Here is an 18,929-nt window from a genome sequence, read left to right on the forward strand (position 1 = left end):
CGGAGCACCCATGACCGACACCTTCAAGCGCCTGGAAGGCGCGGCACTCGACAGCCGCCGCCCGCTCGGCGAGATCCTCGATGCCATCCGCTTCAATGACGACGGCCTGATTCCCGCCATCGCCCAGCAGCATGACAGCGGCGAGGTGCTGATGATGGCGTGGATGAGCCGCGAGGCGCTGGAAGAAACCCTGGACACCGGCCGCGTCTGCTACTGGTCGCGCTCCAAGGGCAAGCTGTGGCGCAAGGGCGAGTCCTCCGGCCAGCAGCAGCATCTGCGCAGCGCCACCCTCGACTGCGACGGCGACACCCTGCTGATGCAGGTCGACCAGACCGGCCCGGCCTGTCACAGCGGCCGCCGCAGCTGCTTCTACGTGTCCCTCGAGGGCGACGAGGCACGCATCACCTCGGCGCCGCTGATCGACCCCGAGACCCTCTACGGCAAGCGCTGAGGTCATGACCGCCCTGCTCCACCGCGTCCGGCACCTGGCCGGACGCCTCCTGACCTGGCCTCTGCTGGGCCTGGTCAAGGCCTACCAGCTGATCCTGAGCCCGCTGCTCGGGCCTCGCTGTCGCTACTGGCCGAGCTGCTCCCACTACACGGCGGAGGCGCTGAGGGTCCACGGCCCGATCCGGGGCGGCTGGCTCGGCCTGCGCCGTATCCTGCGCTGCCATCCCGGCGCCGAGGGCGGCATCGACCCGGTCCCGGGTGGCCCGAGCGAGACGCTGTGCCGGGAAGACCCCGAGCTCGACGAGCATTTCCGTTGTCGCGACGGCGACGAGGCATCACGCTCTCGCTAGCGCGTCAGATATCGCCACCCATGTCCCGGAAGCCCTCGGCGACCTCCCGCTCGAGCCGGGATACCAGCCGCTCGTCCGACAGGACCGGAAACTCCTTGGCCAGCTTGCCGCTGACGCTACCATGCTGGCGAATCGAGCGGATGATGCGATCGATATGATCGTCCGGCCCTTCCAGCCAGTCCTTGATCGCCAGCCGTGTCTGGTGCCAGGCGCGCTGAAGCGCCGCCTGTCGGTGCATCTCATGCTCCAGCGTATGGCGCACGATATCCAACAGGTATTCGACCTGCCGCGTCAGGTCGGGATATCGCCAGCTGGCGGCCGCCTGCTCGTAGGCGGTGAAGACAAAATCGGACTCGATGCCATCTTCATAGCACCGCCGTTCAGCAGAAAACGTGGCCGCCGCGCGGAAGGCGTCCATCAGCGGGCGTGAATAGAGTTCCAGGATATGATCGTACTCGGCGCGCCGAATGGCCGAAGAAGTAATGGCCGCGGAGACCGGCAGAATGAAGGGCGCTGGCACCGCTTCGTCTCGACGCAGTACATCATTGACAAGAAAGCGGGACACGCGACCGTTGCCGTCGGCCAGGGGATGCAGGAAGACGAAGCCGAAGCTGGCCACCGCCGCCCTCAGGATCGGCGGCGCTCCTTCGGTGACATCCAGGAAATGGCGCAGCCCGTCCAGCATGGCAGGCAGCCAGTCCCAGCGCGGGCAGACATAGTGTACGACCGTGCCATCCTGCAGCGAACGGCTGCCGACGAAGACCGGCGACAGCCGCAGCCCGGGCCGGATCGTCGATATTCCCAGAATGGCACGCTGCAGATCCTCGAGGGCATGTCGGTCCAGCGAGTCAGGCAGGTTCCCGCAATAGGCTTCCATCGCCTCGGCAAACCGCTGGATGCGATCCCGATGTCCGCCTTCGCGCTCGATCACGAAGCTGGCCCGACTCTCCTTGATCGTCAGCCAGACGGCGCTTCGCAGCAGGATGTCGGTGCCGAACTCGCCCTTCATCGCCTCAAGCTGCGCCGCAATATCATAGTGGCCGGTACTCTCGACGCCCGGCGTACGGCGTATCAGCGGGCAGTAGGATGGCGTGCCTGGCAGGTTGTCGTTGATTCGCCAGCGGCGATTGCGTACCGCGCTGGTCCGGGTCACGTAATATCGTGAGTCGAGCGCATCGCGGTAGTTGCCGCCCATGTGCTCGACGTCCAGCTCCCGGCCCGTCAGCCACTCGAAGAAAAAGCCGGCACGGCGCGCATACTGACCGGTCGGCTCCCGCCGCATCCACTCGGCCAGCTCCGTTTCCGGCAGCACATCGAACAGGCGTGCGAGAAATTCCAGGTGAATGCCCTCGTGCTTCAGGGCAAAGGTTAGCTGGGCGCTCAGGGTATCGGCGGGCCGCATGGCCTCCAGATAGGTCTCGAGGCGACTTCCCCCAAGCTCATGGGTGTGGCGCGTACTGCCGATACGGCTGGTAATGGCAAACGGCTGGGTCGTCTCGACGCCGTAGCGGCGCGCGAGCCAGCCGTAGCCGATTTCATCCCGAGTTTTCGCCGTCAAAACGATTATCCCGCTGAAAGAACGATTATATATCCAGCCATGCTCATAAAAATGATTATGTCAGGCAGGGCAGCGGGCGACCAGTGTTCAGGCGGCTTCCTGCTCGGCGACCCGATAGATGCGCTCGAGCATGGCGTTCAGGCCATTGCTGCGCGTCGGCGAGAGATGCTTGTCGAGGCCCAGATCCTTGAGGAAGTGCGGGCTGGTGTCGCGGATGTCCTCCGGGCGGCGGTCGTCGTAGATACGCATCAGCACGGCGATCAGCCCGGAGACGATGGCGGCGTCGGAGATCGCCTGGAAGCGGAGCCGCTCGCCGTCGCGCTCATGGTGCATCCAGACGTTGGACTGGCAGCCCTGGATCTTCAGCTCGTCGCGCTTCCACTCCTCGGGGAAGGTCGGCAGCTGCTTGCCCAGGTCGATGATGTACTGGTAGCGGTCCATCCAGTTGTCGAACATCTCGAACTCGTCGACGAGTTCCTGCTGGGCCTGTTCGGCGGTCGTGGTCATGCAACACTCCTTGAAACGATTGTCGCCATTATAACGGCTGGGCCCCGTCGTCGTCCGCCCCCGACGACAGTCCGTGACGCGACTGCTGGCGATGCCACTCGGCGTCCTCGGCGTGCAGGTAGCGGGCGGTGGTGTCGAGCCGCGAATGCCGGGCCGTCTCGGCGAGATAGCGCAGCTCGACGCCGGCCTGGGCCTGATGCGTGAGCGCGGTATGGCGCAGCCAGTGCGGCGTGGCGCGCCGCAGCAGTGCGATCTCGCGGGCGCTTGCCCGGCCCTGGCGCGCCTCCAGGTCATCCGCCGCCCGAGCGAAGGCCTCGCGCATCAGTCGATAGAGCCGGTTCTCGCCCAGCCCGCGTTGACCATCGAGCCCTCTCAGCATCGGCGTGACCTCGTCCGGGGCGGGCTCGGGCGCGAGGCCGAGCGCCGTTCGCCACTGTCCGAGCAGGCGCATCATGTCCGGCGGCACCGGGATGCTGGCCGCCTTGCCGCCCTTCCCCACCGTGTGCCACCACCAGCGCCCCTCGCGGCGAAACACGTCCTGCATCCTCGCCGCCGCCATCTCGCCGATCCGTGGGGCCAGCAGGTAGGCGAAGCCGAACGCGAAGCGGCGACGCTCGTGCTCGAAGCGCGCCCGCGGCGTCGCATCGTCGTCCGGTGCCTCGCTCAGCCACTGCCATAGCCAGTCCCACAGCGGCTTCTCCAGGTAGCGCTCCACCCTGCCCTGGCGATTGTCCAGCCGGCGGCGCTTGTCGCGCATCAGCCTGAACGGGTTGTGCCCGACCCAGCCCGCCTCCACCAACCAGGCGAACAGCCCCTGCAGGATCACCAGGCACTGCCGGCGGCTGGCCGGCGACAGCGGGCCGCGAAACGGCCGCCAGCGCGGATCGTGGCGCGGCCGGGTCGGCCCGACCCAGCGCTCGCGGGGCTGCGGATCGGCCAGGAAAGCCTCGAAGGCGTCCAGATGATCGCGGCGCATCTCGCCGAGCGCGAGCTCCTGCTCGGCCAACCACAGCAGCAGCCGCTCCGCTTCCCGCCGATAGGCCCGCTGGGTGTTGGGGCTGGCGCGATACTCGCCGAGCCACTGGGCCACCGCCTCGGCATCGCTGGTCGCGACGATATGGGCGTGTCCGGCGGCCGGAGCCACCGTCGATGCCGTCGACGGCTCGCCCCGACTCACGACATCGCCCAGCACCTCGCCCATCGTCTCGTTCAGCGCCGCCGCCCGAGACATCAGCGCGCCCGGCTTCTCGCTATCCCTTTCCACGGCCGTTTACACCTCCCTCGTGGCTATTGCGTCACAGCGGGCGGTCGAAACAGGTGCCTGACCACCCTTCCCGCCGGCTTTCATCCGCACTTCGCCCTTTGAATTCAATCATCTGCTCCACCCGGCCGCAGTATCGACGTTACGCACCAGATAATCAAGATAAGCCGCGTAATCTTGCTTTTATGTCTTTTTTAATAATGTAAATTACGTATTACGTTTAATGTAATTATCTTTATCCCGACGACCGGGACGGGTATAGTGCGAGCTGAAGGCCCCGACGGGCGGACTCACGAGACGAGGAGAACGGCATGGCGCGCAGCGGCGTACGCTTCGAAGACGTGCAGCGGGCGATCGACGAGCTGATGGCCGCCGGGCAGGCGCCCAGCGTGCAGCGGATTCGCGAGACGCTCGGCACCGGCAGCTTCACCACCATCAGCGAGCATCTGCGCGAATGGCGAAAACGCCGCGAGGAGAACCGCGACGTGCCGCCGCCCCGCGGCATGCCGGCGCCGCTGCAGGAGCTCGCCGAATCGCTGTGGCAGCAGGCCCAGGACGCCGCCAACGAGGCGCTGGCCCACTACCGCCGCGAGGCCGACGACAAGGTCGCCGAGGCGCAGCAGGCGGTGGCCGCCGCCGAGCGCCGCGCAGAGGATGCCGAGCAGCGCGAGAGCGCCCTGTCGTCACACCTGACCCGCAGCGAGGAACGCCTCAACGAGCAGACCGCCGAACTCAGTCGACTGCAGGCCGATCACGACACCCTGCAGGCTGAGGCCACGCGTCAGCGCGAGGTCCGCGGCCGACTGGAAGCGCGGCTGGATGAGCTGCAGGGCGAGCTGGAGCGCCAGGCCCAGGCCCACCGTCAGGCGCAGGAAGAGCTGGAAGCCGCGCACCAGGCGCGACTCGGCCAGGAGGAGCAGCGTCACGAGGCCGCCGAGGCACGACTGATGGGGCTGGTCGACGAGGCCCGCCAGGAACGCCAGGCCGCAGAGAAGGCCCATGCTGCGCGTCACGAGCGCCTGGAGAAGCGTCTCGAGGCCGCCAAGACGGAGCAGCAGGCGCTGCAGGACGCCCTGAAGGAAGAAGAGAAGAAGTGGCGTGCCGAGGAGCAGGCGCGGCGCGATGCCGAGGCTGCCCGAGTCAGCCTCGACGAGGAACGCACCCGCCTCGGCGCCCGCCTGGAGGATGCCCAGGCGGCCCTGGCCAGCCGCCAGGCCCGCGTGGAAGCGCTGGAGCAGCAGCTCGAGGCGCGGCTGTGGTCATCGCTGGAGAAGATGCAGGCGAGTCAGGACCGGCTCGAGGCCGCGGCCGAAAACGCCTCGGGCCCCGACGATGCGGGGCCCGAGGAGGACACACAGGCCGGCCACTGAGCCGGCCCGGCGGAACGCTTATTGATAGTAGGCGTTGGTGGTGTCGCTGTGGTCGGTCACGTCGCGGATGCCGGCGAGCTCGGGGATTCGCTCGAGCAGGGTCTTCTCGACGCCTTCCTTGAGCGTCAGGTCGACCGCGGCGCAGCCCTGGCAGCCGCCGCCGAAGGCCAGCACCGCCACCTGCTCCTCGGTCAGCTCGACCAGCTTTATCTCGCCGCCGTGGGCCGCGAGGCCGGGATTGATCTCGCTGTAGAGCACGTAGTTGACGCGATCCGCCAGCGGGCTGTCCTCGTTGACCTTGGGCATCTTGGCGTTGGGCGCCTTGATGGTCAGCTGGCCGCCCATGCGGTCGGCGTTGAAGTCGACCACCGCTTCCTCGAGGAAGGCGATGCTGTTCTTGTCGAGGTAGACGATGATCTTGTCGAGCTCCAGACGCTCGTCGGTCAGCTCTTCCTCACCGGGGCGGCAGTACGCCAGGCAGGTCTCGGCATAGGGCGTGCCCGGCTGGGTGATGAAGATGCGCACGGCGATCCCTTCGACGTTCTGCTTGGCCAGCAGCTCGGCAAGGTAATCCTGGGCGCTGTCGGTGATCTGAATGCTCTCGCTCATTGCTCTCTCGCTGGTCGAGCCCGGCACGGTCGGGCCGGGATGAGGGTCTGCCACTATGGTAAGCGACTGCCCGAACCCTGACAATCCCGACCGCCGCACTGGGTTTTACGCCCGCCGGCTGCATGAAACCCGGTCACGCACGACATGAAAGACGCTCGCGTCGCGCCCCTGCCGCGGGACCCCGGCTTTTGCTAAGATGCGACGTTTGTCCGGCCTCGCGACGGACGCCATACGACACAATATCATCGCGCCGTTGTCGCGCCCCGACGCCCTTATCGCTGGAGATAGACTCGACCCATGGCCGCCGTTCCGACTCCTCTCACCGCTTCGCTGACCGACAGCCTTCGCCGCCGCATCCTGATGCTCGACGGAGGCATGGGGACCATGCTGCAGAATGCCGCGCTGTCGGAGGAAGAATTCCGCGGGGAGCGCTTCGCCGACTGGCCCACCGACCTCAAGGGCAACAATGATCTGCTGGCGCTGACCTGCCCGGATCTGGTGACGCGCATCCATCGCGACTACCTGGAAGCCGGCGCCGACATCGTCGAGACTAACACCTTCAACAGCACCCGCCTGTCCCAGGCCGACTACGGCATGGAAGCGCTGGTGGCAGAGCTCAACCGCGAGTCGGCGCGCCTGGCCCGCGCGGTCTGCGACGCCGTGGCCGAGGAAACCGGCGTGCCGCGCTTTGTCGCCGGCGTGCTGGGCCCGACCTCACGCACCGCCTCGCTGTCGCCGGACGTCAACGACCCGGCCAAGCGCAACGTCACCTTCGATCAGCTGCGCGAGAACTATCGCGAGGCCGCCGAGGCGCTGATCGAGGGCGGCAGCGACCTGATCCTGATCGAGACCATCTTCGACACCCTCAACGCCAAGGCCGCCATCTACGCCCTGGAAGAGCTGTTCGAGGATCGCGGCGAACGCCTGCCAGTGATGATCTCCGGCACCATCACCGACGCCTCCGGCCGCACGCTCTCGGGCCAGACCACCGAGGCGTTCTGGAACTCTGTCCGCCACGCCAAGCCGATCTCGGTGGGCCTGAACTGCGCGCTGGGGGCCGAGGAGCTTCGCCCCTATTTGCAGGAGCTCTCCGACAAGGCCGACACCTTCGTCTCGGCGCACCCCAACGCCGGCCTGCCCAACGAGTTCGGCGAGTACGACCAGACGCCGGAGGAGATGGCCGCCATCGTCGGCGATTTCGCCGAGAGCGGCCTGGTCAACATCATCGGCGGCTGCTGCGGCTCCACGCCGGAGCACATCGCCGCCATCCATCGGGCGATTCGGGACCTGCCTCCACGCGAAGTGCCCGAGCGCGCGCTGGCCTGCCGACTGTCCGGCCTCGAGCCGTTCAACATCGCCCACGACTCGCTGTTCGTGAACGTCGGCGAGCGCACCAACGTCACCGGCTCGGCGCGCTTCAAGCGCCTGATCAAGGAAGAGGACTACACCACCGCCCTGGAGGTGGCCCTGGAGCAGGTCGAGAACGGCGCCCAGGTCATCGACGTCAACATGGACGAGGGCATGCTGGAATCCGAGGAGGCCATGGTGCGCTTCCTCAACCTGATCGCCGGCGAGCCCGACATCGCCCGGGTGCCGATCATGGTCGACTCCTCCAAGTGGGAGATCGTCGAGGCCGGCCTCAAGTGCATCCAGGGCAAGGCGGTGGTCAACTCGATCTCGCTGAAGGAAGGCGAGGAGATCTTCCGCGAGCAGGCCACCCGCTGCATGCGTTACGGCGCCGCCATCGTGGTGATGGCCTTCGACGAGGAAGGCCAGGCCGACACCTTCGCGCGCAAGACCGAGATCTGCCAGCGCGCCTATCGCCTGCTGGTCGACGAGATCGGCTTCCCCGCCGAAGACATCATCTTCGACCCCAACATCTTCGCCATCGCCACCGGCATCGAGGAGCACGACAACTACGCCGTCGACTTCATCGAGGCCACCCGCTGGATCCGCGAGCATCTGCCCCACGCCATGGTCTCCGGCGGGGTGTCGAACGTGTCGTTCTCGTTCCGCGGCAATAATCCGGTGCGCGAGGCGATCCACTCGGTGTTCCTCTACCATGCCATCCGCGCCGGGCTGACCATGGGCATCGTCAACGCCGGCCAGCTGGCGGTCTACGACGACCTGCCCGAGGCGCTGCGCGAGGCGGTCGAGGACGTGGTGCTCAACCGCAGCAGCGACAGCACCGAGCGCCTCCTGGAGATCGCCGACGAGTACAAGGGCGACGGCTCCGGCGGCGCCAAGAAGGAAGACCTCGAGTGGCGCAACGAGGAGGTCGAGAAGCGCATCGAGCACGCCCTGGTCAAGGGCATCACCGCCTACATCGAGGAAGACACCGAGCTCGCCCGCCAGCGTGCCACGCGCCCGATCGAGGTGATCGAGGGGCCGCTGATGGACGGCATGAACGTGGTCGGCGACCTGTTCGGCGCCGGCAAGATGTTCCTGCCCCAGGTGGTCAAGTCGGCGCGGGTCATGAAGCAGGCGGTGGCCTACCTGCTGCCTTACATCGAGGCGGAAAAGAGCGAGGATACTCAAACCAAGGGCAAGATCGTCATGGCCACGGTCAAGGGCGACGTCCATGACATCGGCAAGAACATCGTCGGCGTGGTCCTGCAGTGCAACAACTACGAGGTCATCGACCTCGGCGTGATGGTGCCGGCGGAGAAGATCCTGCAGACGGCGAAGGAAGAGAATGCCGACATCATCGGCCTCTCCGGCCTGATCACGCCGTCGCTGGACGAGATGGTCCACGTGGCCAAGGAGATGCAGCGCCAGGGCTTCGACACCCCGCTGCTGATCGGCGGCGCCACCACCTCCAAGGCCCACACCGCGGTCAAGATCGAGCCGGGCTACGAGCATCCGGTGATCTACGTCACCGACGCCTCGCGGGCCGTGGGCGTGGCCGGCAAGCTGCTCTCCCCGGCGCTCAAGCCCGAGTACGTGGCCGAGATCCGCGCCGAGTACGAGGTCGTGCGCGAGCGCAACGCCAAGCGTCGGCCCAAGGCGGCGGATCTGTCCTACGCCGAGGCCCGTGCGCGCAAGCCGGTCCTCGACTGGGACGGCTACACGCCGCCGGCGCCGGGCTTCACCGGCCTCAAGGTGTTCGAGGACTACGACCTGAGCGAGCTGGTCGAGCGCATCGACTGGACGCCGTTCTTCATGAGCTGGGAGCTGGCCGGCAAGTACCCGAAGATCCTCGATGACGAGGTGGTCGGCGAGGCGGCGCGCAGCCTGTTCGCCGACGCCCAGGCGATGCTTCGCAAGCTGATCGACGAGGGGCTGGTCCAGGCCCGTGGCGTGATCGGCCAGTGGCCGGCCAACGTCGTCGATGACGACGTCATCGAGGTCTACGCCGACGAGTCGCGCGGCGAGGTGATCGAGCGGCTGCACCACATCCGCCAGCAGACCACCAAGAACCGCGAGGGCGTCTGCTACAGCCTGGCCGACTTCATCGCGCCGAAGGAGGCCGGCAAGCCGGACTGGATCGGCGGCTTCGCCGTCACCACCGGCCACGGCGTCGAGGAGCTGGCCAACCGCTACAAGGCCGCCGGCGACGACTACAACGCCATCATGGTCCAGGCGCTGGCCGACCGCCTCGCCGAGGCCTTCGCCGAACGCATGCACGAGCGGGTGCGCAAGGAGTTCTGGGGCTACGCCGCCGACGAGACCCTCGACAACGAGGCGCTGATCGCCGAGAAGTACCAGGGCATCCGCCCGGCGCCGGGCTATCCGGCCTGCCCCGATCACACCGAGAAGGCCACCCTGTTCCGGCTGCTCGAGGCCGAGGCCAACGCCGGCCTCGAGCTCACCGACAGCTTCGCCATGTGGCCCGCCGCCGCGGTGTCCGGCTGGTACTTCGCCCACCCGCAGTCGAAGTACTTCTCGACCGGCAAGATCACCCGCGATCAGGTCGAGGCGCTGGCCAGCCGCAAGGGCATGGCGCTGGCCGAGATGGAGCGCTGGCTGTCGCCGGTGCTCTCCTACGACCCGAGCTGATGCTCGTCTCGCTCGTCCCGGGCCCGCTCAGCGGGTCCGGTTTCGTCATTGCTGGAAGTCGGCATGCTGCCTGAATCCTCTCGTCGTCAGACCATCCACCGCCTCGTCCAGCCGATCCCTGGAGGCCGGCATGCTGCCTGAGACCTCCAGACGCCAGACCATCTTGCGCCTCGCCCTGCCGATCATCGGTGGCATGCTCACCCAGAGCCTGCTCAACCTCGTCGATGCCGCCCTGGTGGGCTCGCTCGGCGAGGTGCCGCTGGCCGCGGTGGGCATCGGCGGCTATGCCATCTTCCTGATCACCGCCGTGGTCTTCGGGCTGTCGTCCGCGGTGCAGGCCCAGGCGGCGCGACGGCACGGCGAGCAGGACTGGGGACGCTGCGCCGTGGCGCTCAATGCGGGGCTCGTCATCGCCCTGGCCGTGGCCGGCCCGCTGACCCTGCTGTGCCTGTGGCAGGCGCCGGCGCTGCTGGCGCTGATCAACCAGGACCCGGCGGTGAACGCCGAGGCGGCCGGCTACTTCCAGTGGCGCGTCGCCTCGCTGGTGCCGGTGGCGATGATCTTCTGCTTCCGCGGCTACTGGAACGGCATCCAGCAGACCGGCCTCTATCTGCGCATCATCCTGGCCATGCACCTGATCAACGTGGTGGCGAGCGTGGGGCTGATCTTCGGCCTGGCCGGCCTGCCCGCCATGGGCAGCGCCGGCGCCGGTGCCGGCACCACCCTGTCGCTGTTCGCCGGGCTCGGCCTGTGGGCCTGGCATAGCCTGCGTCACGCCCGGGCGAACGGCTTCCTGACGCAGCGCCCCTGCGCCGGCACCTTCGCCACCACGCTGCGCCTGACCGTGCCGCATTCCTTCCAGCAGATCTGGTTCGCCGCCGGCTACGCGGTGCTGTTCTGGATACTCGGGCGGATCGACACCGCCAGCGTGGCGGTCGGCCACGTGCTGGTGAACCTGTCGCTGCTGCTGATCCTGCCCGGCGTGGGGCTGGGCATGGCGGCGATGAGCCTGGTCGGCGAGTCGCTGGGGCGTCACGATCATCGCGACGCCCATCGCTGGGGCTGGGACGTGGTGCGCCTGGCCTTTCCTTGCCTGGCGCTGATCGCCCTGCCGATGGTGCTGCTGCCCGACGTCGTGCTGAGGCTGTTCCTGCACGACGCGGCGCTGATCGCGCTCGGACGCTTGCCGCTGCAGCTCACGGCGGCGATGATCGTGCTCGACGCCGCGGCCCTGGTGTTCGCCCAGGCGCTGCTCGGCGCCGGTGCCCAGCGCACGGTGATGACCCTCACCCTGACGCTACAATGGATGGTATTCCTGCCGCTGGCCTGGTGGGTCGGTGTGCATCAGGAGGCCGGGCTGCTCGGTATCTGGTGGGTCCAGCTCGGCTATCGCTGCCTCAACTCCCTCGGTTTCATGCTGATCTGGCAGCGCCGAGGCTGGCAGCGGTTGGCGGTATGAGCGAAAAGGGTCGACGAACAGGCCCTGTGCTCATTCCGTTTCGAATATAAACTATGAAGATTTATTCTTTTATAGAATAATTGCGACCCGTTAAGGTAGTCGCCAAGCTTCGCCACTTCCCCGTTTCAGGTAAGCGCTGAATGTATCGCTACGACACCCATGATCAGACCCTGGTCGACGAACGCGTCGCCCAGTTCCGCGACCAGATGCGTCGCTACCTCGAGGGCAAGATCAGCGACGAGGAATTCCTGCCGCTGCGCGTGCAGAACGGCCTCTATGTGCAGCGCTATGCGCCGATGCTGCGCATCGCCATTCCCTACGGCATGCTCGCGTCCTACCAGCTGCGCAAGCTGGGCGAGATCGCCGCGCGCTACGACCGCGGTTACGGCCACTTCACCACGCGCACCAATCTGCAGCTGAACTGGCCCAAGATGGAAGACGTGCCGGACATCCTCGCCGACCTGGCCAGCGTGGAAATGCACGCCATCCAGACCAGCGGCAACGATATCCGCAACACCTCCACCGACCAGTTCTCCGGCATCGCCGCCGACGAGGACGTCGATCCGCGTCCGTGGTGCGAGCTGATCCGCCAGTGGTCCACCTTCCACCCCGAGTTCGCCTACCTGCCGCGCAAGTTCAAGATCGCGGTGACCGGCGCCGAGGAGGATCGCGCGGCGATCCAGGTCCACGACGTGGGCCTGCGCTTCTGGCGCAACGACGACGGTGAGGTGCGGGTCAAGGTGCTGGCCGGCGGCGGCCTGGGCCGTACCCCGATGATCGGCAACACGGTCTGCGAGGACCTGCCCTGGCAGCACCTGCTGACCTACCTCGAGGCGATCCTGCGGGTCTACAACCAGTTCGGCCGCCGCGACAACAAGTTCAAGGCGCGCATCAAGATCCTGGTCAAGGCCCTGGGCGTCGACGAGTTCCGTCGCCGCGTCGAGGAAGAGTGGGCGCACCTCAAGGACGGCCCCCAGACCCTCACCGACGAGGCCGTGGCGTCCGTGGCCGAGCACTTCGTCGACCCCGAGCGTCGCGAGATCAGCCAGGAGGCGATCGAGGCCTACGAGGCGCTGCGCGCCGACAACCGCGCCTTCGCCCGCTTCGTGACCAACAACGTCACCGATCACAAGGTGCCGGGCTACAAGGCCGTGACCCTGTCGCTGAAGCGCCGCGAGCACTCGCCGGGCGACGTCACCTCCGATCAGATGGCCGCCATCGCCGACATCGCCGACGAGTTCAGCTACGGCGAGCTGCGCGTGACCCACGAGCAGAACCTGGTGCTCACCGACGTGGCCGTGGACCGGATCGAAGCCCTGTGGCAGCGCCTCGACGAGCTCGGCCTGGCCAACCCCACCGTGGGCACCCTGGCCGACCTGATCTGCTGCCCCGGCGGCGACTACTGCGGCCTGGCCAACGCCAAGTCGATCCCGGTCGCCCATGCCATCCAGGAACGCTTCGAGGACCTCGACTTCCTCTATGACCTGGGTCCGCTGGAGCTCAACATCTCCGGCTGCATGAACGCCTGCGGCCACCACCACGTCGGCAACATCGGCATCCTCGGCGTCGACAAGAAGGGCGAGGAGTACTATCAGATCTCGCTGGGCGGCAGCCAGGGCAATGAGTCTTCGCTCGGCAAGATCCTCGGCCCCTCCTTCTACCGCGAGGACGTGCCGGGCGTGATCGACACCCTGCTGCAGGTCTATGTCGGCGAGCGCCACCCCGACGAGACCTTCCTCGACACCTATCGCCGCATCGGCCTCAAACCCTTCAAGGAGCGTGTCTATGCCTGAGCAGACCTCTCGCCCCCTGATCGCCGACCGGCGCGTCGTGGCCGATGAGTGGATCCTCTGCGAGGACGCCACCCAGCGCCCCGACGGCCAGCCGGCCCTGCTGCCGCTGGCCGACTGGCAGGCCTCCGACAAGGGCGACGACGTCGCCCCCTGGCTGGCCAGCGACATCGAGATGACCGACGAGCTGGCGCGTGAACTCGAGGCCGCCCCGCTGGTGGCCATCGACTTCCCGAAGTTCACCGACGGCCGCGGCTACAGCATCGCCCGCCTGCTGCGCGAGCGGCACGGCTACCAGGGCCAGATCCGCGCCATCGGCGACGTGCTGATCGACCAGCTGTTCTACATGTCGCGCTGCGGCTTCGACGCCTTCTCGCTGCGCGAGGATCAGATCGTCGAGGATGCCTTGAACGCCCTGAGCACGTTCAGCCGCAGCTACCAGCCCGGCACCGACGATCCGGAACCGCTGTTCCGCCGTCGCCTGCGCGAGGCCCACAAGGGCGAAGTCGCCTGACGGATCGCCTCGCCAGAACGCACGAAGCCGGCCCTTGGGCCGGCTTCGTCGTTTTTTATCGAGCGATGGCTGAGTACCCATCGCATGATGATCATCAAGGTTGCTATCAGCCGCGGCGCTTCTGTTGGCGCTCCCGATTGGCCGCCCTCGCCCGCTCGCTCTTGCGCAGCATCACCCAGGTGGTGCCGAGGCCGCCGTCGGCCTGGCTGGCCGAGGCGAAGGCCTGGACCTCGTCGAAGGCCGGCAGCCACTTGGCCAGGTAGGAACGCAGCACGTTGGCGGGGCTGTCGATCTCGCGGCCGCGACCGTGGACGATCATCACCGAGCGCAGGTCGTGCTCCACGGCCTCGCGCAGGAAGGCCGGCAGCGCCTGGCGGGCCTCCTCCACCGGGCGCCGCAGCAGGTGCAGGCTGGCCTGCATCGGGTAGCCGCCCTGGCGCAGACGCTCCGCCACGCCGCGCTGGATGCCGTCGCGGCGAAAGTCCAGCGGATCGAAGGGCGGCACCAGATCGACGAAGTCGTCGGAGAGAATATCGCGGCCCGCGGCGTCACCGGCCGCGCTTTCACGCTTGGCGAGCTGCGCCTCGGTGGGCATGCGGCGAGTCTGGCCGGTATGCGCCCGGCCCTGGCCGCGCGACAGGGGTTTCACATCGCCCATCAGGGCCTGGAAATCGGCATCGTCGTGAAGGTCCGTCATGGCACACCTCCTGGCCAGCGTGAGTAGAACGCTCATCCTAGCAAAGTGCCGAGGGCCATCGCATGTCGAGATGACGCCACAATATCCGCTATAGGGGATATTGTGCTAATATCCTCTATGGCGGATAAACGCATTTTTATCCTCTACAGGGGATACCATGAAGATCACCTCACCCGAGATGCTCGCGCACTCGCTGAAGAACGCGCGCACGCGTCGCCAGCTGACACAGCAGGCCACCGCCGAGCAGATCGGCATCAAGCAGTCGACCGTCTCCGGCTTCGAGCACCACCCGGAGCGCAGTCGGCTCGAGACGCTGTTCAAGCTGCTGTCGGCTCTCGAGCTGGAGCTTCACGTCACCGAACGCGACAGCACCGACGCATCGGCCAGCCCCGAGGCGGGCTGGGACCAGGAGTGGTAGGCCATGGCGAATCTCACCGTCGCGATGAACGGCATCGAGATCGGCACCCTGAGCCTGGCGCGCTCCGGCGCCATGGCCTTCCAGTACCGCCGTGAATGGGTCGACCGCCCCGGCGCCCGGGCCGTCTCGCTCTCGCTGCCGCTCTCCATGGCGGCGTACCGCGGCGAGCGGGTCTACAACTTCTTCGACAACCTGCTGCCGGATTCGGAGGCGATCCGCGCCCGCATGCAGGCCCGTTTCCGGGTGCCGACGCGCCACCCCTTCGACCTGCTGGCGAGCATCGGCCGAGACTGCGTCGGCGCCATCCAGCTCACCCCCGAGGATGCCCCGTGTGGTGACGTCCACGGCGTCAGCGCCGAGCCGCTCGACGATCGCGCCATCGAGGCGCTGTTGTCCGGCTACCAGGACGCCCCGCTGGGCATGGCCGAGGGCCAGGATTTCCGCATCTCGCTGGCCGGCGCCCAGGAAAAGACGGCGCTGCTCTGGCATCAGGGCCGCTGGCAGCGTCCCACCGGCAGCACGCCCACCAGTCACATCTTCAAGCTGCCGATCGGCTTTCTCGAACACAGCAACATCGACCTACGCCAGAGCAACGCCAACGAGTGGCTGTGCCTGCGCCTGCTGGAGGCCTTCGGCCTGCCGGCGGCGCAGACAGAACTCGCCCGCTTTGGTGACCAGGAGGTGCTGGTGGTCGAGCGCTTCGACCGCCGCTGGTCGCGGGACGGGTCCTGGCTCATGCGCCTGCCCCAGGAAGACTTCTGCCAGGCGCTGGGGATTGCCCCGGCGCTCAAGTACGAGAGCGACGGCGGCCCGGGGATCGCCCAGGGCATGCGCCTGCTGCGCGGCTCACAGCAGGCCGGCGTGGATCGGGAGCGCTTCTTCAAGGCCCAGATCCTGTTCTGGCTGCTGGCCGCCATCGACGGGCATGCCAAGAACTTCAGCCTGTTCCTCGAGCCGGGCAGCGCCTATCGCATGACGCCGATGTACGACGTCATCTCGGCCTATCCGCTCATGCATCAGGGCAGCATGGCCGCCGAGCGCGCCAAGATGGCCATGGCCCTGAAGGGCAAGAATCGCCACTACCGCTGGTCGCGGATGGCGCCCCGGCACTTCATCGCCACCGCCGAACAGGTCGAGTATTCCCCCGAACGCGTCACCGCCCTGATGGAGGAGATCGCCGGCTCCGCCGGGCGGATCGTGGGTGATCTCGACGCCGACCTGCCCGGCGACTTCCCGGCGGCGACCAGCGACCCCATCCTCGAGGGCGTCCTCCAGCAGGCATCGAGACTGGCAGACTTCCTGGCCTGAGCCGCGATGCCCCGTCGTGCTGTCGCCCCGGGAGCGGCTATGGCAGCATGGGCGCCGTTCTGTCGCCCCGGAGTTCCCCCATGCCCTCCCCGCGCCTGCTGATCGGCCTGCCGCTGCTCGCCGCCCCGCCGGCGGTCGCCGCCTGGCTGTGGCTGACGATGCTCAGCCCCTGGACCTACGAGCGCCCCGAGCATCTGGCGCCCATCGCCGAGGGCCCGCACGCGCTGTTCGTCTACGGCACCCTGACCCATGCCCCGATACGCTGGGTGGTCTATGGCCGCGCGGGCGACCCCGAGCCGGCGAGTCTCGAGGGCTACCGGCGTACCGGGCTCGACCTGGTGCCCTGCTCGCCCTGTGAGGTGGAAGGGCTTCGACTGACCGTCAGCGCCGAGGAGCTGGCCCGCCTCGATCGCTACGAGCGCCTCGGCGTGCGCTATCGTCGCGTACGCATCGAGCTGGCCGATGGCCGCTCGGCCTGGGTCTATCGCCGCCTGGATAACCAAAGTTGACACTTCAAGTGCATCGCTTTTGGCAGAAACAGAAGATAACGGTATAAACTTTCCTGGGTTTCGGCCGTGTCGTATCGCAGGCACTATCGGGACTGACATCATCCCCGACCGAGGACGCCTCCATGGATGCCGGGATCACCCTGCTCGACATGTTCGCTCGCCTGGGCGTGGCCGCCGGCCTGGCCTTGGTGCTGGGTCTCGAGCGCGAGCTGCGCGGCAAGCCTGCCGGGCTGCGCTCGCACATGCTGGTGGCGCTGGGCGCCGCGGCCTTCCTGATCGTCGGCCTCGAGATCCTGTACGCCACCGCCGAGGGCGACCCCTCCGCCCGCATCGATCCGACCCGCATCGTCGAGGGCGTGATCGGCGGCATCGGCTTCCTCGGTGCCGGCAGCATCATCCGCAGTGGCACCAGCGTCCAGGGCATCACCACCGGCGCCTCGATCTGGCTGGCCGGCGCCATCGGCATCGCCGCGGGCGTCCATAACTTCCCGCTGGCCGCCATGGTCACGCTGATGGCGCTGGTGATCATGGTGGTGCTGGGCGGCATCGAACGCGCCCTGCCGCACCACCGCCGGCCCGACGGTGACTGAGGGGCCGCCAGTTGTGACGGCATTCGGCCCCAGCCTACAATGAGCCCCGTTTCTGACCCGCGATACGACTTCTCGGACAACACCAAGGACTCTCGCCCATGATCACCCTGCTGCATAATCCGCGCTGCTCGAAGTCGCGCCAGGCCCTGGCGCTGCTGGAAGAGCGCGGCACCGCCGTCCAGGTACGTCGCTACCTGGATGAGCCGCTCGACGGTGCCGAGCTTCGCGCCCTGATGGGGCGCCTGAGCGCCGATCCGCGCGACCTGGTGCGCACCAACGAGGCCGAATGGAAGGCCCTGGACGCCGACCGCGACGACCCCGAGCAGGTGATCGACGCCATCGTCGCCCATCCCAAGATCCTGCAGCGGCCCATCGCCGACGATGGCAGTCGGGCGATCATCGGCCGACCGCCGGAAGATATCCTCGCCCTGCTCGACTGACGCCCTTTCCTCTCCGGAATCAGGAAGCTCCATGTCCTCCCTGCCCTATGTGCTGATCCTCTACTATTCCCGCTCCGGCGCCACCCGCGCCATGGCCGAGCGCCTGGCCGCCGGCGTCGAGTCCTGCCGCGGCATCGAGGCGCGGCTGCGCACCGTGCCTCCGGTCTCGCCCACCTGCGAGGCGGTCGACCCCGAGATTCCCGCCGAGGGCGCCATCTACGCCGAGCTCGACGACCTGCGCCACTGCGCCGGCCTGGCGCTGGGCAGTCCCACGCGCTTCGGCAACATGGCCGCGCCACTGAAGCACTTCGTCGACACCACCAGCGAGCTATGGCTGGGCGGCGCCCTGGTGGACAAGCCGGCCACCGCCTTCACCTCGACCTCCAGCCTGCACGGCGGCCAGGAGACCACCCTGATCTCGATGCTGCTGCCGCTGCTGCACCACGGCATGGTCTACGCCGGCCTGCCCTACAGCGAGACCGAGCTCACCGAGACCCAGAGCGGCGGCACGCCTTATGGCGCCAGCCATCTGGCCGGCAAGCGCAGCGACCGTCCCCTCGACGAGAACGAGCGCCAGCTGGCCTACGCCCAGGGCAAACGCCTGGCGCGGCTGGCCCTGGCGCTCGACGGCGCGGGGGATCGCTCATGAGGCGCTGGCTGGAAGACCTGGAGGCTCGCCAGGGGCTCGATCACCTGACCGCCCGGTCGCGGCGCCTGGTGATCGGCAGCTACGTGATGCTGCTGGCGTTGATGCTGTATCGCGGCGTGGCGATCCAGAGCGACGGCAGCAACGTCGGACCGCTGGTGGCCTTCGTGCTGCCGCTGGTGCTGTTCCTGCCATCGATCCTCGCCCAGCGAGCCCGCGGCCACGCCTGGCTGGCCTTCGTCAGCCTGCTCTACTTCGCCCAGGGGGTGATGGTGGCCTCGCTGCCCGGCGAGATGCTGCGCGGCGGGCTCGAGGCGCTGGTCTCGCTGTCGCTGTTCACCGGCTGCATGGGCTATGCCCGCTTTCGCAGCCGCCAGCTCAAGGCCCGGCAGTAAAGCGACTGCCCGGCGACCGGAGCCGCCTCACGGCGAGGCGGCTCACGCTCCCCTGCCAC

General features: G+C 67.7%; 19 protein-coding genes. 14 read left to right on the plus strand and 5 right to left on the minus strand.

Annotated features, from left to right (window positions below; genetic code table 11):
* Positions 1 to 10: 10 nt before the first annotated feature.
* On the plus strand, positions 11 to 451 hold the full coding sequence (gene hisI / locus UYS_RS0207660; RefSeq protein ID WP_016854923.1) for a phosphoribosyl-AMP cyclohydrolase: 441 nt from the start codon (positions 11 to 13) through the stop codon (positions 449 to 451).
* Positions 452 to 455: 4 nt separating this feature from the next.
* Complete coding sequence (gene yidD, locus UYS_RS17100; protein WP_016854924.1) at positions 456 to 800, plus strand: membrane protein insertion efficiency factor YidD; 345 nt, start codon at positions 456 to 458, stop codon at positions 798 to 800.
* Positions 801 to 804: 4 nt separating this feature from the next.
* Here the strand turns inward: yidD and UYS_RS0207670 are convergent, their stop codons facing one another.
* From UYS_RS0207670 to UYS_RS0207680, 3 genes are all read right to left on the minus strand, one after another.
* Positions 805 to 2,358, minus strand: a complete 1,554-nt coding sequence (locus UYS_RS0207670; protein ID WP_016854925.1) for a Fic family protein — start codon at positions 2,356 to 2,358, stop codon at positions 805 to 807.
* 87 nt (positions 2,359 to 2,445) lie between these two features.
* On the minus strand, positions 2,446 to 2,865 hold the full coding sequence (locus tag UYS_RS0207675) for a SufE family protein (protein ID WP_016854926.1): 420 nt from the start codon (positions 2,863 to 2,865) through the stop codon (positions 2,446 to 2,448).
* 28 nt (positions 2,866 to 2,893) lie between these two features.
* Complete coding sequence (locus UYS_RS0207680) at positions 2,894 to 4,066, minus strand: tyrosine-type recombinase/integrase (RefSeq protein ID WP_016854927.1); 1,173 nt, start codon at positions 4,064 to 4,066, stop codon at positions 2,894 to 2,896.
* A 371-nt stretch (positions 4,067 to 4,437) separates the two neighbouring features.
* Here UYS_RS0207680 and UYS_RS17105 point away from each other — a divergent pair, with 371 nt between their 5' ends.
* Positions 4,438 to 5,496 carry a DNA-binding protein gene (locus UYS_RS17105; protein WP_016854928.1) on the plus strand — a complete coding sequence of 353 codons (1,059 nt, stop codon included), beginning with the start codon at positions 4,438 to 4,440 and terminating at the stop codon, positions 5,494 to 5,496.
* 18 nt (positions 5,497 to 5,514) lie between these two features.
* Here UYS_RS17105 and nfuA read toward each other — a convergent pair whose 3' ends face one another.
* Positions 5,515 to 6,105 carry a Fe-S biogenesis protein NfuA gene (gene nfuA, locus UYS_RS0207690; protein ID WP_016854929.1) on the minus strand — a complete coding sequence of 197 codons (591 nt, stop codon included), beginning with the start codon at positions 6,103 to 6,105 and terminating at the stop codon, positions 5,515 to 5,517.
* Positions 6,106 to 6,402: 297 nt separating this feature from the next.
* Here nfuA and metH point away from each other — a divergent pair, with 297 nt between their 5' ends.
* The 4 genes from metH to UYS_RS0207710 all read left to right on the plus strand — a co-directional run bounded on the left by metH (position 6,403) and on the right by UYS_RS0207710 (position 13,867).
* Positions 6,403 to 10,104 carry a methionine synthase gene (gene metH, locus UYS_RS0207695; RefSeq protein WP_016854930.1) on the plus strand — a complete coding sequence of 1,234 codons (3,702 nt, stop codon included), beginning with the start codon at positions 6,403 to 6,405 and terminating at the stop codon, positions 10,102 to 10,104.
* A 130-nt stretch (positions 10,105 to 10,234) separates the two neighbouring features.
* The gene (locus tag UYS_RS0207700) at positions 10,235 to 11,563 is read left to right on the plus strand and encodes an MATE family efflux transporter (protein WP_016854931.1); all 1,329 of its coding nucleotides are present in this window, start codon (positions 10,235 to 10,237) and stop codon (positions 11,561 to 11,563) included.
* 140 nt (positions 11,564 to 11,703) lie between these two features.
* Positions 11,704 to 13,356 carry a nitrite/sulfite reductase gene (locus UYS_RS0207705; RefSeq protein WP_016854932.1) on the plus strand — a complete coding sequence of 551 codons (1,653 nt, stop codon included), beginning with the start codon at positions 11,704 to 11,706 and terminating at the stop codon, positions 13,354 to 13,356.
* Positions 13,349 to 13,867: a DUF934 domain-containing protein gene (locus UYS_RS0207710; protein WP_016854933.1), complete on the plus strand. Its 519-nt coding sequence runs from the start codon at positions 13,349 to 13,351 to the stop codon at positions 13,865 to 13,867. The genes UYS_RS0207705 and UYS_RS0207710 overlap by 8 nt, the downstream gene beginning before the upstream one ends.
* A 106-nt stretch (positions 13,868 to 13,973) precedes the next feature.
* Here the strand turns inward: UYS_RS0207710 and smrA are convergent, their stop codons facing one another.
* Positions 13,974 to 14,564, minus strand: coding sequence for a DNA endonuclease SmrA (gene smrA / locus UYS_RS0207715; protein WP_016854934.1), 591 nt, complete (start codon positions 14,562 to 14,564; stop codon positions 13,974 to 13,976).
* Between the two features lie 157 nt (positions 14,565 to 14,721).
* On the opposite strand from smrA, the gene UYS_RS0207720 reads away from it, so the two are divergent.
* The 7 genes from UYS_RS0207720 to UYS_RS0207750 all read left to right on the plus strand — a co-directional run bounded on the left by UYS_RS0207720 (position 14,722) and on the right by UYS_RS0207750 (position 18,870).
* Complete coding sequence (locus UYS_RS0207720; protein ID WP_016854935.1) at positions 14,722 to 14,982, plus strand: helix-turn-helix domain-containing protein; 261 nt, start codon at positions 14,722 to 14,724, stop codon at positions 14,980 to 14,982.
* A gap of 3 nt (positions 14,983 to 14,985) precedes the next feature.
* Positions 14,986 to 16,290, plus strand: a complete 1,305-nt coding sequence (locus UYS_RS0207725) for a type II toxin-antitoxin system HipA family toxin (protein ID WP_016854936.1) — start codon at positions 14,986 to 14,988, stop codon at positions 16,288 to 16,290.
* Positions 16,291 to 16,370: 80 nt separating this feature from the next.
* Positions 16,371 to 16,799 carry a gamma-glutamylcyclotransferase family protein gene (locus UYS_RS0207730; RefSeq protein WP_016854937.1) on the plus strand — a complete coding sequence of 143 codons (429 nt, stop codon included), beginning with the start codon at positions 16,371 to 16,373 and terminating at the stop codon, positions 16,797 to 16,799.
* Positions 16,800 to 16,921: 122 nt separating this feature from the next.
* The gene (locus UYS_RS0207735; protein WP_016854938.1) at positions 16,922 to 17,389 is read left to right on the plus strand and encodes an MgtC/SapB family protein; all 468 of its coding nucleotides are present in this window, start codon (positions 16,922 to 16,924) and stop codon (positions 17,387 to 17,389) included.
* A gap of 98 nt (positions 17,390 to 17,487) precedes the next feature.
* A complete protein-coding gene (gene arsC / locus UYS_RS0207740; protein WP_016854939.1) occupies positions 17,488 to 17,829 on the plus strand; it encodes an arsenate reductase (glutaredoxin) in 342 nt (113 codons plus the stop codon).
* Between the two features lie 31 nt (positions 17,830 to 17,860).
* Entirely contained in the window at positions 17,861 to 18,478 is a 618-nt protein-coding gene (gene wrbA / locus UYS_RS0207745; RefSeq protein WP_016854940.1) for an NAD(P)H:quinone oxidoreductase, read from the plus strand.
* Positions 18,475 to 18,870 carry a DUF2069 domain-containing protein gene (locus UYS_RS0207750; RefSeq protein ID WP_016854941.1) on the plus strand — a complete coding sequence of 132 codons (396 nt, stop codon included), beginning with the start codon at positions 18,475 to 18,477 and terminating at the stop codon, positions 18,868 to 18,870. Before wrbA ends, UYS_RS0207750 begins: the two co-directional genes overlap by 4 nt.
* The last annotated feature ends 59 nt before the right edge of the window (positions 18,871 to 18,929 follow it).

This window comes from Halomonas smyrnensis AAD6, from assembly GCF_000265245.1.
Lineage (GTDB): Bacteria > Pseudomonadota > Gammaproteobacteria > Pseudomonadales > Halomonadaceae > Halomonas > Halomonas smyrnensis.

Bases quoted from the DNA above. Each gene is read 5' to 3' on its own strand.
- hisI (WP_016854923.1), top strand. From the start codon at position 11: ATGACCGACACCTTCAAGCGCCTGGAAGGCGCGGCACTCGACAGCCGC.
- yidD (WP_016854924.1), top strand. From the start codon at position 456: ATGACCGCCCTGCTCCACCGCGTCCGGCACCTGGCCGGACGCCTCCTG.
- UYS_RS0207675 (WP_016854926.1), bottom strand. From the start codon at position 2,865: ATGACCACGACCGCCGAACAGGCCCAGCAGGAACTCGTCGACGAGTTC.
- UYS_RS0207680 (WP_016854927.1), bottom strand. From the start codon at position 4,066: ATGGGCGAGGTGCTGGGCGATGTCGTGAGTCGGGGCGAGCCGTCGACG.
- UYS_RS17105 (WP_016854928.1), top strand. From the start codon at position 4,438: ATGGCGCGCAGCGGCGTACGCTTCGAAGACGTGCAGCGGGCGATCGAC.
- nfuA (WP_016854929.1), bottom strand. From the start codon at position 6,105: ATGAGCGAGAGCATTCAGATCACCGACAGCGCCCAGGATTACCTTGCC.
- metH (WP_016854930.1), top strand. From the start codon at position 6,403: ATGGCCGCCGTTCCGACTCCTCTCACCGCTTCGCTGACCGACAGCCTT.
- UYS_RS0207700 (WP_016854931.1), top strand. From the start codon at position 10,235: ATGCTGCCTGAGACCTCCAGACGCCAGACCATCTTGCGCCTCGCCCTG.
- UYS_RS0207705 (WP_016854932.1), top strand. From the start codon at position 11,704: ATGTATCGCTACGACACCCATGATCAGACCCTGGTCGACGAACGCGTC.
- UYS_RS0207710 (WP_016854933.1), top strand. From the start codon at position 13,349: ATGCCTGAGCAGACCTCTCGCCCCCTGATCGCCGACCGGCGCGTCGTG.
- smrA (WP_016854934.1), bottom strand. From the start codon at position 14,564: ATGACGGACCTTCACGACGATGCCGATTTCCAGGCCCTGATGGGCGAT.
- UYS_RS0207720 (WP_016854935.1), top strand. From the start codon at position 14,722: ATGAAGATCACCTCACCCGAGATGCTCGCGCACTCGCTGAAGAACGCG.
- UYS_RS0207725 (WP_016854936.1), top strand. From the start codon at position 14,986: ATGGCGAATCTCACCGTCGCGATGAACGGCATCGAGATCGGCACCCTG.
- UYS_RS0207730 (WP_016854937.1), top strand. From the start codon at position 16,371: ATGCCCTCCCCGCGCCTGCTGATCGGCCTGCCGCTGCTCGCCGCCCCG.
- UYS_RS0207735 (WP_016854938.1), top strand. From the start codon at position 16,922: ATGGATGCCGGGATCACCCTGCTCGACATGTTCGCTCGCCTGGGCGTG.
- arsC (WP_016854939.1), top strand. From the start codon at position 17,488: ATGATCACCCTGCTGCATAATCCGCGCTGCTCGAAGTCGCGCCAGGCC.
- wrbA (WP_016854940.1), top strand. From the start codon at position 17,861: ATGTCCTCCCTGCCCTATGTGCTGATCCTCTACTATTCCCGCTCCGGC.
- UYS_RS0207750 (WP_016854941.1), top strand. From the start codon at position 18,475: ATGAGGCGCTGGCTGGAAGACCTGGAGGCTCGCCAGGGGCTCGATCAC.